General features: G+C 51.3%; 13 protein-coding genes. 8 read left to right on the top strand and 5 right to left on the bottom strand.

The annotated features are described in order from the left end of the window. Positions 1 to 332: 332 nt before the first annotated feature. Positions 333 to 1181 carry a M48 family metallopeptidase gene (locus tag NDI45_RS04165; RefSeq protein WP_190789979.1) on the top strand — a complete coding sequence of 283 codons (849 nt, stop codon included), beginning with the start codon at positions 333 to 335 and terminating at the stop codon, positions 1179 to 1181. 135 nt (positions 1182 to 1316) lie between these two features. On the opposite strand, the gene NDI45_RS04160 is transcribed toward NDI45_RS04165, so the two are convergent. Then, entirely contained in the window at positions 1317 to 1817 is a 501-nt protein-coding gene (locus NDI45_RS04160) for a hypothetical protein (RefSeq protein ID WP_190789980.1), read from the bottom strand. A 133-nt stretch (positions 1818 to 1950) separates the two neighbouring features. After that, positions 1951 to 3639: a TM0106 family RecB-like putative nuclease gene (locus NDI45_RS04155; RefSeq protein ID WP_348246513.1), complete on the bottom strand. Its 1689-nt coding sequence runs from the start codon at positions 3637 to 3639 to the stop codon at positions 1951 to 1953. A gap of 360 nt (positions 3640 to 3999) precedes the next feature. On the opposite strand from NDI45_RS04155, the gene NDI45_RS04150 reads away from it, so the two are divergent. The 3 genes from NDI45_RS04150 (at position 4000) to NDI45_RS04140 (ending at position 7808) form a co-directional block, all read left to right on the top strand. Beyond that, positions 4000 to 5196, top strand: coding sequence for an aminotransferase class V-fold PLP-dependent enzyme (locus NDI45_RS04150; RefSeq protein ID WP_348246511.1), 1197 nt, complete (start codon positions 4000 to 4002; stop codon positions 5194 to 5196). A 201-nt stretch (positions 5197 to 5397) separates the two neighbouring features. Beyond that, positions 5398 to 6783, top strand: coding sequence for an NAD(P)/FAD-dependent oxidoreductase (locus NDI45_RS04145; RefSeq protein WP_348246509.1), 1386 nt, complete (start codon positions 5398 to 5400; stop codon positions 6781 to 6783). Between the two features lie 602 nt (positions 6784 to 7385). Further along, on the top strand, positions 7386 to 7808 hold the full coding sequence (locus tag NDI45_RS04140) for a DUF2141 domain-containing protein (protein ID WP_348246507.1): 423 nt from the start codon (positions 7386 to 7388) through the stop codon (positions 7806 to 7808). On the opposite strand, the gene NDI45_RS04135 is transcribed toward NDI45_RS04140, so the two are convergent. Then, positions 7783 to 8994: a 1-acyl-sn-glycerol-3-phosphate acyltransferase gene (locus tag NDI45_RS04135; protein ID WP_348246505.1), complete on the bottom strand. Its 1212-nt coding sequence runs from the start codon at positions 8992 to 8994 to the stop codon at positions 7783 to 7785. The two genes, NDI45_RS04140 and NDI45_RS04135, sit on opposite strands and share 26 nt — an antisense overlap. A 276-nt stretch (positions 8995 to 9270) precedes the next feature. Between NDI45_RS04135 and NDI45_RS04130 the strand changes: the two genes are divergently transcribed. The 3 genes from NDI45_RS04130 (at position 9271) to nuoH (ending at position 12067) form a co-directional block, all read left to right on the top strand. Continuing rightward, positions 9271 to 9906, top strand: a complete 636-nt coding sequence (locus NDI45_RS04130; RefSeq protein WP_190789985.1) for a histidine phosphatase family protein — start codon at positions 9271 to 9273, stop codon at positions 9904 to 9906. Between the two features lie 55 nt (positions 9907 to 9961). Then, positions 9962 to 10852, top strand: a complete 891-nt coding sequence (locus tag NDI45_RS04125) for an AraC family transcriptional regulator (RefSeq protein ID WP_190789998.1) — start codon at positions 9962 to 9964, stop codon at positions 10850 to 10852. Positions 10853 to 10954: 102 nt separating this feature from the next. Then, positions 10955 to 12067 (top strand): NADH-quinone oxidoreductase subunit NuoH, encoded by a 1113-nt coding sequence (gene nuoH, locus NDI45_RS04120; RefSeq protein ID WP_190789986.1) that lies wholly within the window; start codon positions 10955 to 10957, stop codon positions 12065 to 12067. A 316-nt stretch (positions 12068 to 12383) separates the two neighbouring features. Here nuoH and NDI45_RS04115 read toward each other — a convergent pair whose 3' ends face one another. Continuing rightward, positions 12384 to 12785 carry a fasciclin domain-containing protein gene (locus tag NDI45_RS04115; RefSeq protein ID WP_190789987.1) on the bottom strand — a complete coding sequence of 134 codons (402 nt, stop codon included), beginning with the start codon at positions 12783 to 12785 and terminating at the stop codon, positions 12384 to 12386. A gap of 535 nt (positions 12786 to 13320) precedes the next feature. On the opposite strand from NDI45_RS04115, the gene NDI45_RS04110 reads away from it, so the two are divergent. Then, a complete protein-coding gene (locus NDI45_RS04110; protein WP_190789988.1) occupies positions 13321 to 14301 on the top strand; it encodes a LysR family transcriptional regulator in 981 nt (326 codons plus the stop codon). Positions 14302 to 14415: 114 nt separating this feature from the next. Here NDI45_RS04110 and coaBC read toward each other — a convergent pair whose 3' ends face one another. Further along, positions 14416 to 15648, bottom strand: coding sequence for a bifunctional phosphopantothenoylcysteine decarboxylase/phosphopantothenate--cysteine ligase CoaBC (coaBC, locus tag NDI45_RS04105; RefSeq protein WP_348246501.1), 1233 nt, complete (start codon positions 15646 to 15648; stop codon positions 14416 to 14418). Positions 15649 to 15774: the final 126 nt, after the last annotated feature.

Here is a 15774-nt window from a genome sequence, read left to right as displayed (position 1 = left end):
GATCATTGTAGGCGAAGTTGGCACATTGAAGTCACTGACCCAATCATTTTCGCAGATCGTTTCAATTAGGCATTGCGATAGACCATTTCGACGCTACAGAGGGAATGCTTAAAATAGCGATCAGAGAACTGAACATCGGCTGAAACATTTCATTTTGCTGCTTCGTCTAACGAATAATAGGGCGTTTGGTTTTGCCCAGTTTGGTTTTGCCTATTGGATCTTGAATGCAAACTACGATCGCTGCATCCTAACCCACTCAGCCCCCAATCCCTTGCAGCAAAATCTGTCTACGCATCCTTAATGAACCTGCACTCTGAGAACCACAGTCAGATATGCTTAATTTTTTCGATCGCCTCTCGCTCTATTTCCGTCGTCGCTGGCTATATGGGCTGCTATCGCTGTTTACCGCAGTGAGTCTGGTCATCGCGACCCCACATACTTCGCAGGCAGTTCCCTTGCTCGATTTGCTGCTGCGCGGTGTGCAGGTGCTTCAGCTTTCGACTCTGTCGGATCAGCAAGAAGTTTCACTGGGACGACAAATTAATCAGCAGCTCGTTTCAGAAGAAATCAAGATCTACAACAATCCGACAATCACGCAATACGTGAATCAGATCGGACAGCGGCTTGCACCGTTTAGCGATCGTCCCAACATTCCCTATACCTTTCAAGTTGTGGAAGGCGATCAGATCAACGCTTTTGCCACAATGGGCGGCTTTGTCTACGTCACCACGGGTTTGCTGAAAGCGGCAGACAACGAGGCGCAGCTTGCCAGCGTCATTGCCCACGAAATCGGACATATCGCAGGTCGTCATGCGGTCGAAAATTTGCGGGAAGGCGCACTGGCTTCAGGATTGGTTTCGGCAGCGGGACTCGATCGCAATGCCGCAGTGCGGTTGGGCGTGGAGTTTGCCGTACGTCGCCCCAACAGCCGCCAGGACGAACTTGAAGCCGACCAAAAAGGACTGGCAAACCTGAGACGAACGCGCTATGCACCAGGGGCAATGGTTGACTTTATGGAAAAGCTGGCAAACCAGCGATCGATTCCTTCGTTTCTCAGCACCCACCCGGCGGTACGCGATCGAATTGTTGCCCTCGATCGAACGATCGATCCGGCAACGGCAAATATGGGAGATGGATTAGATAGTGCCACTTATCGATCGAAGATTGCTTCGGTGAGATAGGGCAAGGTTGGACTGGTGTTTGAGGCTTTGCAGCCCCCTAAATCCCCCAATTCTGGGGGACTTTGAGTTTTAAAGGGATAGTTCTGAAATTAGTTTTGAAGCTCTGAAACCGATATTTTATGCTTCACTAGCATCCTATGACTTGAAATCGATATTCCCTGCACCACCCAATGATTCGCTTAGCGAATTAACTAAATTGCTGGGGACTTTAAAGTCCTCAACAACCTGCAAAGTTATCCCGCTTTTCTCAAAGTAAATTAGCTCAGTTTTGAATTTAGTGATATCTATCATGTAACCGACTAAGCCTTCGTCAGTGCTGATTAAAAATAGCCAATCCGAGAACCAATTCCAAGGACCGCCCCAGCACCAATCGTCTCCTATCTCGATGCGAAAACATAATTGGTTGTTACTGAAAACACTCCGACGAAGTTGAGAGCGATATTTCTGTTCATACTCTATCTCTGTGTTTGCAATAATACTTCTCCATTCCTTGCCTTCTGTGAAAAGGGCATCGTCAAGCAGCGTTTGAAAATCATAATCTTGCGATCGTGTCATGTACTCTAATGTCTCAATATCCTCGCTTGCCAGTTCAGGTTGCAGGTTGAGAATTAAGCCGATTTCAAACGCAGTTCCCATAGGACGTTGACAGAGATGCTTAGAAATTTCTCCTATTTTAAAGTCCCCCTCGCGCTTTCAGCGCGGCAGATTAAAAATGGGGGATTTAGGGGGCAATGCAGGACTCCTAATACGATTCTTCAAACAGTACTTTTTAATCCCTCTGGGTCTGGCAGAACTGCACCAGCCAATCTTTCACAACATAAGTTGCTCGGCAGTCATCTTCGTTGTAGCGCAGGATTAAATCTAGATAGGTTCGATCGCCTGTAGCAACCCACTGGTCATACCAGCAGACGGACTGTGCCCCATTTGCCTCTGGGTCGCGCCAGTCGAAGCCAACCCAGCGGGCGATCGGTTTCAGCGCATAGCTTTCCACAGGGAGGATGGCAACGCGGGTGATCCGCTCATGCAGATCCACAAAGCGATGGATCAGGGGCGCGATCAGGTGGGTGGGGGTGCCGTAGGTTTGGGCAAGACGTTTGGCGGTTTGCACTTCGTAGGGGCAGAAGTGATAGATAGGTGCATCGGGGTATTGCCAGACCAGATCGAGGAATTTTTGCCACGCCAGGGATTCGTCAGTCTGGTTTTCTGCAAGCAGTGCGTGGAAGGTTTCGGTTTGGTTGAGGCGATCGACCACCAGCACACCATGCAAATAGACAATATTCTGTTCGGGGGCGGCTTCGATGTCAAAGTAAAGTTCGATCGGGGCAGTGGGTAATTCTGCCTCAGACAGCAGCGGGTAGGGGACGGGTTCCTGGGGTAGGCAGTCTGGCAAGGCCTCATTCGTTAAAGCTGCCTGTGCCTGACGAATCAGCCGATGGGCAACCTGCGGGCCAAATCCGGGCAAAGATTCAAGCTTTTTAGGCTGGATGGCGGCCAGAGCTTCGAGCGTTGTAATCTGATGCTCTTTGAGATAGATGTAGCGGCTGGGGGTGACTCCGGGCAACAGCGACAGGTGAATCTGGCTCTGAGCGATGCCATAGCAGTGGCTATACCAGTGACACAGATCGCAACGATTGCTGGAGATAAAAATTTCAGGTTCTTCGGGGTGCAGCAGCGTTTCGATGCAGCCTTGCAGCGTTTCTTCCATACGGGGCAGCAGTTCCGTCAGGTTAACCGCATACGCTCCACGTCGGCGTAAAATCAGCCAGCTTGTTTCTGACCAGGCTCCCTGGACAGCTGCCAGCAAATAGGCATGAAACGCAGCAACAACCTGATAATCAAGCTTAGGACGCTTACCTAACCGAATATCAACGGGTGCATAAATCCAATCACCAAAAATCGACTGTCCGGGCTGCTTCACCAGCAAATTTGGACTGCTGACCAACGTAATGCCATTTTCGATCACCACCAGCAAAACGCCCTGTGCGATGCGATCGACTCCCTGCTCCATCAATTCAAGGGTTGCGGTAGCTCCGGTTGCCCAGTTGTTGGCAAAATAATCCGGCTGAATAGCAGGCTGTTCGAGCAAAATTTCCTGCTGGTGGGTCTGGCTATCTTGCTTTAGCTTTAGCAAATAATTGCTGGGCGGATCTTGCAGCGATCGATCGCCATAGACATCCAGAAACGAGCGACGGCGACATCGCTGGAAGGTAAACAGCAGATCGTCGGTTAAATAAATCGTTTGCAGTTCAGCAAGAGTTTCTGATTCGAGCAATTCGGGCAAAATGATACCCGAAGCCGAAACATCAGGTACAACGGCGGGAATCAAAATCGGGCGAGAAGCAGTTTCTTCAGAGTTGCGCTTTGTGCTGATGATAGGCTGCTGGCTGGACACAAGACTGAGTGAGGCTGGCAACGACTCAGCCCCCACAAACTCCGGCTGGTGAGGGTTAGCCGTCAAAGTCCTCCATCCTGAAGCGAGGATGGCAACTAGGAATTCCGATCGCAGCGTTTCGTACCCTAAAATCCATACGAAGATTTACGCAATTGCTCTCCTATGACTTTAACTTATCTTGCAAAATTGTGCTAAAGTTCGCGAGTTTTTCAGACCACTAACTCCTTCCTAATTCCTGCTTCTTCACCCGCTTTCCCTGAGCCGCAAAGCTCAAAAGATAATACGTTACGCTGCGCTAACGCATCCTGCATAAGCAACACAAGCAACGTTACCCCCATCCCCTCATCCACCCTTTACCCCACCCTCCCAGCTAAAGTTGCTAGAATTCGAGCAATCCCCCGCGTCCGATGCTTTCGCCCTTCTTCTATGACCCTCACCCCCATCCTCCTGGAACTGGAAAAGCACCGTCAGCAATTCCCGGCACTGCGGCAAAAAGCCTATTTTAACTATGGTGGACAGGGACCCATGACCCAGAGCGCAATCGATGCGATTATGCATGGGCATCAGTTCCTTCAGGAAATTGGACCGTTTTCTGACGAAGCGAATCGCTGGCTGATGCAGGAAGGGCAAAAAATGCGAGAGACGATCGCCGTTGAGCTGGGTGTTTCGATCGCGACCGTTGCGCTGACTGAAGATGTGACCGTGGGCTGCAATATTGCGCTGTGGGGCGTGGATTGGCAAGCGGGAGATCATCTGCTGCTGTCGGACTGTGAGCATCCAGGGGTGATTGCAGCAGCGCAGGAGATTAGGCGACGGTTTGGCGTAGAAATTACCACCTGCCCGCTGCGGTCAACGCTGAACGAAGGGGATCCGGTGGCGACCCTTGCAGCGCATCTCAAGCCAACAACTCGGATGGTCGCGATTAGCCATATTTTGTGGAACACCGGGCAGGTCTTGCCGCTAAAGGAAATTGCATCAGCATGCCATAGTTACCCGACTAAGGGAGAGCCAATTTATTTGCTGGTAGATGCAGCGCAATCGGTGGGAATGCTGCCTCTGAATCTGGATGCCTTGGACGTGGATTTTTATGCTTTTACCGGGCACAAGTGGTGGTGTGGTGCAGCCGGAATCGGGGGGCTATACGTTCGATCGCCTGTTCTGGAAACCTTTAGCCCGACGTTTATTGGCTGGCGCGGCATTACAAAAGATGCCAAAGGCAATCCGACTGGATGGCAGCCCGACGGACGACGGTTTGAAATTGCCACCTCAGACTATACGTTATTTGCCGGGTTGAGACAGGCGATCGCCACCCATCGCACTTGGGGCACTACCGAAGCTCGCTATCAGCGTATTTTGCATCTCAGCCGCATTCTCTGGCAAAAGCTGAACAACATTCCCTGGATTCGATGCCTTCGTACAAGTCCGCCGGAGTCGGGGCTGGTGTCGTTTCAGGTGATGGGGCAGGAGGACAACGTTCACGGGCGACTGGTGCAGTTCCTTGAAAAGCGGGGCTTTTTGCTGCGGACGATTCTCGACCCGGACTGCGTGCGCGCCTGCGTGCATTATTTGACGCTGGAATCTGAAATCGATCGCCTCATCGAAACGATCGAAAAATTTCAGTAATTGGTCAAGCTCCTCTCTATCTCCCGATAGAAACCATTGAAAAAATCCAATAATTTATCCAAGCCGTAGCACTTGTTACGGTAACTTCATGAACGTACGTTAAGCTACGAAAAGTAGGAATTTTTTGACCGAGCTGATTTGACTGGGTTGATTTGACTGGGTTGAACTGAAAGTAGAGATAGCAAGTAGAGTCAGAGCGTTATGCAAACTTCTGTACAGCAACCTGCCCCTCCTTCTGGGCGGCATCAAGTGGTGATTGTCGGTGGCGGATTTGGTGGCCTGTATGCCGCGAAAGCCTTTCGACGTGCCCCCGTCGATGTAACGCTAATCGATAAGCGTAATTTTCACTTATTCCAGCCTTTGCTATATCAGGTTGCAACGGGAAGCCTCTCTCCTGCTGATATTTCCTCGCCGCTTCGCAGCATTTTGAGTCGCCACAGAAATACCCATGTGCTGTTGGAAGAAGTCACTGACATCGACCCGGAACGCCAGGTCGTCATCATGCCGGGCATGGAGCAGCCCTACGACACGCTGATTATCGCCACGGGCGTGAGCCACTTCTATTTTGGGAATGACCAGTGGAAGTCGATCGCCCCCGGACTGAAAACCGTCGAAGACGCGCTGGAAATTCGCCGCAAGATTTTCATGGCGTTTGAAGCAGCCGAAAAAGAAACCGATCCTGAAAGACGGCGGGCGTGGCTCAATTTCGTCGTGGTGGGTGGCGGTCCGACCGGGGTGGAACTGGCAGGCGCAATCTCAGAACTAGCCCATAAAACGCTAAAGGACGATTTTCGCAAGATTGACACCAGCGAGGCACAAATTATTCTGCTGGAAGGAGTCGATCGCGTGCTGCCGCCCTACCCACAGGAACTGTCCGAGAAAGCGATGGCGTCGCTGCAAAAGCTGGGCGTGACCGTTCGGACCAAAACCCTGGTTACTCAGATCGACGGCGACACTGTGACGGCAAAAGAGGGCGATCGCATCGAGCAAATCCCGGCAAAAACGGTGCTGTGGGCAGCCGGAGTCAAGGCATCGGGAATGGGCGAAGTGCTGGAAAAACGCACGGGCGTAACGCTCGATCGAGCAGGACGAGTGATGGTCGAACCCGATTTGAGCGTTTCGAACTATCCCAATATTTTTGTGATTGGCGATCTGGCGCACTTTGCTCACCAGGAAGGAAAAGTGCTACCGGGTGTGGCTCCCGTTGCCATGCAGCAGGGGCAGTATGTGGCGAAACTGGTTTGGCAGCGACTTCATCAGTTGACTTTGCCGCCGTTTAGCTATTCTGACTTCGGTAGCATGGCGGTGATCGGGCAAAACGAAGCGGTGGTCAATCTAGGCTTTGTCAAATTCACAGGCATTCTGGCATGGCTATTCTGGATGTTCGCTCACATTTACTATCTCATTGAGTTTGATAACAAGCTGGTGGTCATGATCCAGTGGGGCTGGAGCTACTTTACGCGCAAGCGTGGAGCTAGACTGATCACCGGAGAAGCTGACCTATTTGAGGTAGGCATTGATGCCAAAGGCGAGTTCCATGTACCAGAGCATCCAAGGGAGCATCAGAACACACCTGTGAATGTGTAGCCAGCTTGGATACGACTTTTTCAGACTTGAGCGGCTGACTTTTTTAGGCTGAGTCAACAAAAGCACTGGCTTAGGGTAGAGACATGGCGAAAAGGCGTCACTCAACCTAAGGTTCAGGAGAAATTCCATGAGACACACGGTGGATGCAGAAATTGGGGCACCGCTAGCCCGTTTCACCACTCACTTTAATTTCTGTGGTGTTGTGTCAAATTGGTGTTGTGTGACCTAACAGCGGATTGTGAATCCGAACCGCCCTCCGACCCTTCCAATTCTGGGGGAACTGAGTGCTTCCAACTTAGTGCTTCTAAGGATTCTAAAGTTCCCCTAAAAGATCGGGAACCCGATTGGGAAATCGCGGGGGCGATGTAAAACTTCTGATGCTTCTCCAACAATTTCTCAGGCTCCCTCCGGGGGGTAAAACACTTCCCTTACCTTTCTATCTTTTGATGCTCCGTGGGCTGCCGGAGGTCTATGAATTGAGGGATTGCGATCGGCTAATGGCTATGCAATGGTAAGAGAAATTACGGAATGTCCGTATCTTTCCCGAGTCGTTGTATTAAAGTTTTATTCCCTAAGGTCGTTTATTATCCCAAGGATTGCCTGTGACTCCCTTACCCCGCTCTAGTTCTTCCTCGATAACGCTTGCTGCTCAAACCCTGGTTTTGAGAATTGACGGGCTCCGTAGCCAAAAAGGTGTGGTTCATCTTGCCGTTTTTGCCAGTGCAGATGGATATCCTAAAGACATCAGCCGTGCCGTGCGATCGGGCAGTTTTGAAGTGGACGAAGCCCTGCTCGAAATTGAGCTGCCGGATTTGCCCTACGGGAAATATGCCGTGACTGTGCATCATGACGAGAATATGGACGGTCAACTGAACTTCAACGCGATCGGCATTCCCCAAGAAGGCATTGGCTTTTCGAGTAATCCTCCGATCTGGCTGGGTGCGCCTTCATTTGAAAAAGCGGCATTTGAGTTTGATGCAAATCAGTCGATCGTCTCGATTACCATGAAATACCTCTTGAAGTAGCCTCGGTCAGGATATCGAGATTTTGCTGCACGGTTTGCTGAAGCTGGCGTGTAAGCTGGTTGACCGTACTGGTGCGATCGGCACGGTAGGCAGCATAATAATCTTTGAGATTCACAGGTTCACCAATTCGCAGAAATGCCTGTCGATGTCCCTTAGGGGCAGGCTGGTCGATGCCGAAAACTTCGCGCTCTAGGCGGATCAGCGTGTCTAAAAATCTTTCTGGCGTTGGCTTCGCAGCAACATAACCGTCGTAGATCGCATCAAAATTCAGCACTCGTCGCCCAGCGCGAAACATTACATCCAGCGCGTCTGCTCCATCTGCCATCAAAGTATTGTGATGGGCTTCCAGCGTGTTCAGAATTCGATAAACCCGCTCCCGATCTGGTTCTGTAGTGGCTGAGGTGATCTCCAGTTGTTGTTCGCAGCGATCGAGCACTTCGGCTTTGAGCCGGGCAATGCGCTGATTCCAGTCGGCTCCCGGCACAGGCATGAGATTGGCTTCCTGTTCACAGCAATCGATCACCACCGCCCCCACCCGCCGCAGCCGTTCATACACATCGCCCTCCGACGAAATACGTAACGCCTGTTCTAATTGCCTCAGGGTTTGGTGAATCACCGGAGCCATTTTGCCCGTGTAGCGATACTTGAGGCTGATCGGCACAATGCACAAATCTGGAGCTGCCTCGCCCTGCTTCATTTTGCGGCTGATTGCCTGAAGTGCCATTTGCACCGCGCCCGATCGAAACGGCATCACGGTATCATTCTGAAACGAACAGCCGCCTTCGGGGAAAATCACCAGCTTGGTCTTTGGCTGTTGCAGCAGGTTGAGCGTGTAAGCAATGCTGTCGCGATCGGCTAAGCCGCGACGAATCGAATAAGCTCCCAATCGCTGATACAGCCAACCCTGCCAGCCGCGAAACGGTTCATGCGCGGTCAGGTAATAAAACGGTTCCTGAAGCAGCGACGACAGCAAAAAAACCGCCTTCGGATCATCAAACGTCGGATGATTACACACCAGCAAACACGATCGCCCCTTCAGCGTCTCAAGCTGCACCCTCGGATCAGAGCTAATCACCAGTTCCAGCCGATAGTACAATCGAACTATCCAGGGCGCAATTTGCTGAAGCCCTCGCAAGAGCGGGAGATTAATTTGGGCAGGATAAAACGGCTGCGATCGAGGTTTCATGAGCAGACACAGAGACAAACATACCAATTCCTTCCACCCCACGGGAAAGGCTTTTTTCAGTCTAAAGGTGATCTGGAAGACTGGTAGAAATATTCTTTGGATGAGTGCATCTTGCTTGCTTGTTCATCTCATGATTCAGCAATACTATTACTCATTGAATCGATCGTTAAATCGAGCGTTGAATTAAGCTGAATTACTCGATCGGAAGAGGCTGAGTTGGCAGTTCTGCGGCATTGTGTGACTAGATTCTGTTTTTAACCGTTTTCTAAACAACCTATGAGCCTGAAGCTTCATTTTTTGCGCCACGGGGAAACGACTTACAGCCAAACCGGGGGCTACTGCGGCGAAATTGACCCGGATTTGACAGCGGAAGGACATCTCATGGCGGCTGACTTTGGCAAAGCTTATCAAGACGTGGACTGGGAGGCAATCTACGTTAGCCCGATGCGGCGCACAATCGCCACTGCGAAACCGCTTTGTGATGCGATCGGCATGGAAATGCAGCTTCGAGACGGACTGAAGGAAATTCGCTATGGCAAATGGGAAGGCAAAACTCAGCAGGAAGTGCAATCCGAGTTTCACGATGATTACATCAACTGGTTGACCGAACCCGCTTGGAATCCGCCCACAGGCGGCGAAACTTCGGTGCAAATTGCCAGTCGCGCCTCGCTCGTGATTGCCGAGATCGAAGCAAAGCATACGGGCAATGTGCTGGTGGTTTCCCACAAAGCCACGATTCGGATTTTGCTATGCAGTCTATTAGGCATTGATTTGGGACGCTATCGCGATCGCATTGGTCTGCTGGCGGCTTCGATGAGTGTGGTGAAGTTTAACATTCATGGTCCGATGCTGGAAATTTTGGGCGATCGCTCCTATATGGACAAAACGTTGCGCGATCGACCGGGAACTTGATGCAAAATTAAATCACCGCAGTCCTTCAACCTTCAGCGAATTAGGGGAATCGGTGATGGCAGCAAAATTATCGATCGATTTTGCCCAGGAGCCAGAACAGGGCTACGAGCGCGTCTTTGCCAGGCGACCGCAGCTCACAAATCTGGCGAGGAATTGGAGCGGCATTTACTTTGCCTACGATTACCTGCCGCCCGGTGAAACGCCAGAAGTTTGCACTAAGCAGCACGGCATCGCCATTTTTACCGATATGCCCACTTCGATTCGGGCAGAGCGACGGCTCGACGGGCAGTTTCGGCAGGAAGATGTGCAGGAAGGCGATATGGTGATTACCCCTGCAGGCGTGAGCTGTGCGACCCGGTGGAATCGAGCAGGTGGCGTAATTTTGCTGGGCGTTGAGCCAGTTCGTTTAGCACAGGCAGGGTACGAGTTTCTTGATCCCGATCGGGTTGAGCTAACCCCGCGCTTTGCCACCTCCGATCCCTTAACGCACCAACTGGGACGATCGCTCAAGCAGGCGATTGAGCAAGATGCGATCGGTAACCGTCTTTATGCCGAAACTCTGGAAAACACGCTGATGGTGCATCTGCTCCAGCATTACACGGTTCGTCCGCTCAAGCTGCAAACTGAAGTTGAACGACTGCCACACCACCAGATTCAGGAGGTGATCGACTACATTCACGCCCATCTGGATCAGGATTTGAGCTTGAGTGAACTGGCGAGCGTTGCCCAGATGAGTCCCCACTATTTTGCTCAGCGATTCAAGCAGGCGACCGGCATGAGTCCGCATCAGTTTGTGATTCGCTGTCGCGTCGAACGGGCAAAACAGCTCTTAAAGCAGGGACGATCGATCGCCGAAACTGCCTTGCTGGTCGGCTTTGTCGATCAAAGCCACTTGAATCGCCACTTCAAACGACAATTTGGCATCACCCCCAAAATGCTGCGCTAACCCAATCGATCGCAAAAATCTCCAAAAATCGGAAAAATCTCCAAGATTCCTTTTCTGCTCCTGCTGATACTGAAAGCAGCCTATTCGTTGGAGGTATGAAAAATGCAATCGCTCGATTTTCAAACTAACTTTATTGATTTGCTCAACGGCTTCGGGATTCCCACAGGCACAGCGAAGGCGATCTGGATGCCAATTCCAATGATTTTGATTATTACGTTTGCAACATTGTTCGCGCTGGTCACAACCTGGATGGAGCGCAAAGTCTCGGCGGCAGCTCAGCAGCGAATTGGTCCAGAGTTTATGGGTCCATTTGGCATTCTGGTTCCGATCGCCGATGTCTTAAAACTCCTCACTAAAGAGAACATTTTGGCAAATCGGGTCGATCGCTGGCTATTTACCCTCGCGCCGCTGCTAGTGTTTGTGCCTGTGTTTTTGTCTTATCTGATTGTGCCGTTTGGACAAACGATCGTGATTACAAACCTGGGCATCGGTATTTTCCTTTGGATCGCGCTATCGAGCATTGCGCCGATCGGGCTATTGATGGCAGGCTACGCCTCAAATAACAAATACTCGCTGATTGGGGGACTGCGAGCGGCAGCTCAGTCGATTAGCTATGAAGTGCCCCTTGCGCTGTCGGTGCTGGCAGTGGTGCTGATGTCGAATTCGCTCAGCACGATCGACATTGTGCAGCAACAGTCAGGCTATGGCATTCTGGGCTGGAATGCGTGGCGACAGCCGATCGGCTTACTGATTTTCTGGATCGCAGCACTTGCAGAATGTGAGCGATTGCCCTTTGACCTGCCGGAAGCCGAAGAAGAGCTTGTTGCAGGACACCAGACAGAATATACGGGTATTCGTTTCATGCTGTTTTACGGCACGTCCTACACACAGCTGGTGCTATCGGGTCTGCTGTTTGCGGTGCTGTATCTGGGTGGCTGGGAGTTCCCGGTTTCGACAGAGGCGATCGTCCAGTGGTTCAACATCTCCTTATCCGCCCCCGTGCAAATTTTGCTGGCAGGTCTGGGCATTGTCACCACGCTGTTTAAGGCATATCTGATGGTGTTTCTCGCAGTCCTGATTCGGTGGACGGTTCCTCGCGTGCGAATCGACCAGATTCTAGACCTCGGCTGGAAATTCATGCTGCCGATTTCTTTAGTCAATCTCATTGCAACTGCGGGATTGAAACTGGCGTTTCCTGCGGCGTTTGGCGGCTAAGATCTAACGGTTCGCTTGGAGCGATCGACTTCCTGATTGAATTTAACCACGCTCAGATTGAAAACGCACAAAAGCTTCCAGCCGATCGCCCTAAAGCTCATTCACTGGAAGCTTAGATAGAAGCTTATACAGCAGTAAAACTTGTGGGCATTGCTGATCAATGGATGAATTCTGTAAGGGGAGTTTGCAATCCAGCCCTAGCGCAGAACTTCCTATCCGATAATCCAATTTCCATTCAGCAATGCCAATTTGCGAATTGTTCTCGCTTTAGCCCCTGAAATTAACCCTGGGATTAACCCTGAGATTAGGCTTGAGATTAGCCCATGAGAATAACGCGATCGAGCACATGAATAATCCCGTTGTCTGCTTCGATATCAGCAGCAAGCACTGTGGCGTTTTTCACCTCAAACCCATCTGAGCAGTCGATCGGGATAGGCGACCCTTCGATGGAAGTAACCGTGCCCAGTTTCGCCAGGTCTTCTTTCTTGAGCCGACCCGGAACCACATGAAACGTGAGAATCCTTGTGAGCTGTGGAATGTTTTGGACAAGCGTCGTAATTGTTCCGGGCGGGAGCTTGGCGAATGCGTCGTCATTAGGCGCAAACACCGTAAAAGGACCGGGGCTTTTTAGCACATCCACCAGGTTAGCCGCTTGAACTGCGGTGACAAGCGTGTTGAACGAACCAGCACCAACGGCAATATCAACAATGTCTGGCATATAAGAAATGACCTAACTGCGAACAAGAAGGCTGTGATTGACGCATCAGCATCACAATAAAGAACAATACAAAATTTCGAGTAGCCTTTCAAAATAATTTTGAAGGAAAAATCTCAAGAAAGAGCGTTGCAGCGTATTTTTAAGGAGGAAGGGCTGGAGCAATCTTTAATCTTCAACAGCCTCTCGCTCTGTGCTCAGACTGCAAGACGTGCAGCTCTGACCATTACGAGACAACTCTCAATCTAGACTGCTGGAATGGGAATTAAGGGGTTACCTGAACCCAACCCGTCTTCCTTTCAACGTGCAACGCTTATTGGAAGGGAACTCATGTAGTTTCCATTGCGTAATATCTTAACCTTGAAATCTATAGATAAAAATCATTAGTTCAAATATCTATGATAGACTTGGTTCTATAAGGAGCAAGGTTGTTCTTCTGGCTTGACTTCAGGCTGGCGTTGACCGACACCGCTCCTTTTCCGAATTTAAAGCCTCGCCGCTCGATTTTTTTGTCCCCGTTCGTTAGGAGAATTCGCAGTTGATACACGCGACCCTACACCAACTCAAAGTCTTCGAGGCGACCGCCCGCCACGGTAGTTTTACTCGCGCCGCAGAAGAGTTGTTCCTGACACAGCCCACGGTTTCGATGCAGGTCAAACAGCTTACCAAAGCCATTGGTCTACCGTTGTTTGAGCAGGTTGGTAAACGGCTGTACCTGACCGAGGCTGGGCGAGAACTGTTTGGAACCTGCCAGGAAATTTTTCAGCGACTTGAGCAGCTTGAAATGACCGTTGCCAACCTCAAGGGCATGAAACAAGGACGCTTAAGGCTTGCAGTCATTACGACCACCAAGTATTTTATGCCGCGCCTTTTGGGTCCGTTCTGCAAGGAGTATCCCGGCATTGATGTGTCGCTGACCGTTACTAACCACGAGCGCGTCATTGAGCGGCTTGCCAACAACCAGGATGATATCTACGTGATGAGTCAGGTTCCTGAGCATCTCGATATTAAAACTTATCCATTCCTGGACAATCCGCTCGTCGTCGTTGCGCCCCATGATCACCCGCTTGCGAAGGAAAAGCACATTTCGCTGAAGCGTTTGGTCGAAGAGCCGTTTATTATGCGGGAGCCAGGGTCGGGTACACGAGGCGCACTCCAGAAGCTGCTCGATGAACACAAGCTCTCGGTGAAAGTGCGGCTAGAGCTGGGTAGCAATGAAGCGATTAAGCAGGCGATCGCTGGAGGGCTGGGATTGTCGGTGCTGTCTCGCCATACGCTGGCGATGGATGCAACTGCAAACGAACTGGCGATTCTGGACGTAGAAGACTTCCCGATTCAGCGACAGTGGTATGTGGTTTATTTGGCAGGCAAGCAGCTCTCGGTTGTCGCCAACACGTTCCTGGAATACTTGCAGGATGCTGCCCAAAAGCTTTCCCATGCTTACATGGCTCTGCCCTGGCAAGACGGCAGTGAAGAAACCGGCGAAGCGCAACCAGAAGCAGAAGTTTTGCCCGTGTAATCTTATCTTGTGAGGTGATCTGGTTTTAAGCGTGGCGATCGGCGCAAAAACAGGGCAATTCTCCAGTCATTTCATGGGGTGGGCATGGTGCCCACCCTGGCGATCGGGCAAACTCTAGCCTGATTCTCCCTCCACAAAGTCATACTGCACAAAATCATACAAAGCGTGAGCCATCTGTAGCTTGCTGCAAGGCTCCAAAATTTGCTTTCGTCCTGCTCGATCGAGAAAAACCGCCTGATTTCGATCGCTGCCAAAGCCGCTGTCCGTACGATCGACTGGATTAGCTGCAATCACGTCCAGGTTTTTGCGCTGAAGTTTTTCCAGGGCAGGCGGCAGGATATCTCCGGTTTGTGCCGCAAAGCCGATGAGCTTTTGGCGCGGCTGCTTACGCTGGCTCAACTCTGCCACGATATCAGGAACCGCAGCGAGCGGCAGGGTATCGGGAAGCGATCGTTTCGGTAATTTTTCCGGGTGAAATTCGGCAGGACGCACATCGGCAACGGCAGCAGACATGACAATCCAGTCGGCTTGGAGCATGAGCTGCTGCATTTCTCGCTGCATCTCGGCAGCACTTACAATCGGCACAAGTCGGGCTGTCTTAAGCGATGCAAGCAAATTTGGCTCGATCGGGGCATGAACCAGCATTACTGCTGCGCCTCGGTGCAGGGCTGCTAGTGCTAGGGCAACGCCCATCTTTCCCGTCGAGGGATTGCCAATAAAGCGCACCGGATCGAGGTATTCGCGGGTTCCGCCTGCGCTAATCAAAATTTGCTTGCCGCTCAGGTCGCGTTTGCCGCCTGTGACGAGCAGCGATTCTAAATAGGACAAAATTTCGGCGGGTTCTGCCATGCGCCCTTTCCCCACCCGATCGCACGCCAGGATTCCGGCAGTGGGGTCGATCGCGTGATAGCGCAAATCAGTTTGAAGCTGCTGCCAGTTGCGCTGCACGGCTTGCTGCTCCCACATATCGGTATTCATCGCCGGAGCTAGCAGCACCGGACAGGTCGAAGCCAGCACCGTATTGGTTAGCAAATTATCTGCCAAGCCATAAATCAGTTTGCCGAGCGTATTTGCCGTGAGCGGAGCCAGCAAAAACACGTCTGCCCATTCGCCTAGCTCAATATGCAGGGGACGGGGATGGGTCGGCTGCCAGAAATCTGCATCGGTGTAAGCCGGATGACGGGACAGGGTTGCAAGGGTGAGGGGTGAGATAAACTGCTGGGCGCGATCGGTCAGAATTACGCGCACTTCTGCACCCGCTTTTGCCAGTGTCGAAACGACCTCGCACACTTTATAGGCAGCAATACCGCCACCCACGCCAATGAGAATTCGGCGACCTTGAAGCATTGTTAATCTCGCCACAAACCCTTGCAGGGGTGTTCAAAGGATATTAAATCTCCTATCATCGCCCCCTCAATCCTCCAGAAATGGGGACTCTGAAAACCCAGAGGAAAGCCAGGTTTTCCCCATCAT

Source organism: Leptolyngbya sp. GB1-A1 (genome assembly GCF_039962475.1).
Taxonomy (GTDB): domain Bacteria; phylum Cyanobacteriota; class Cyanobacteriia; order Elainellales; family Elainellaceae; genus Leptolyngbya_A.
Note: the sequence above shows the minus strand (reverse complement) of the source record. Positions and strands in the feature narration are given on the sequence as shown.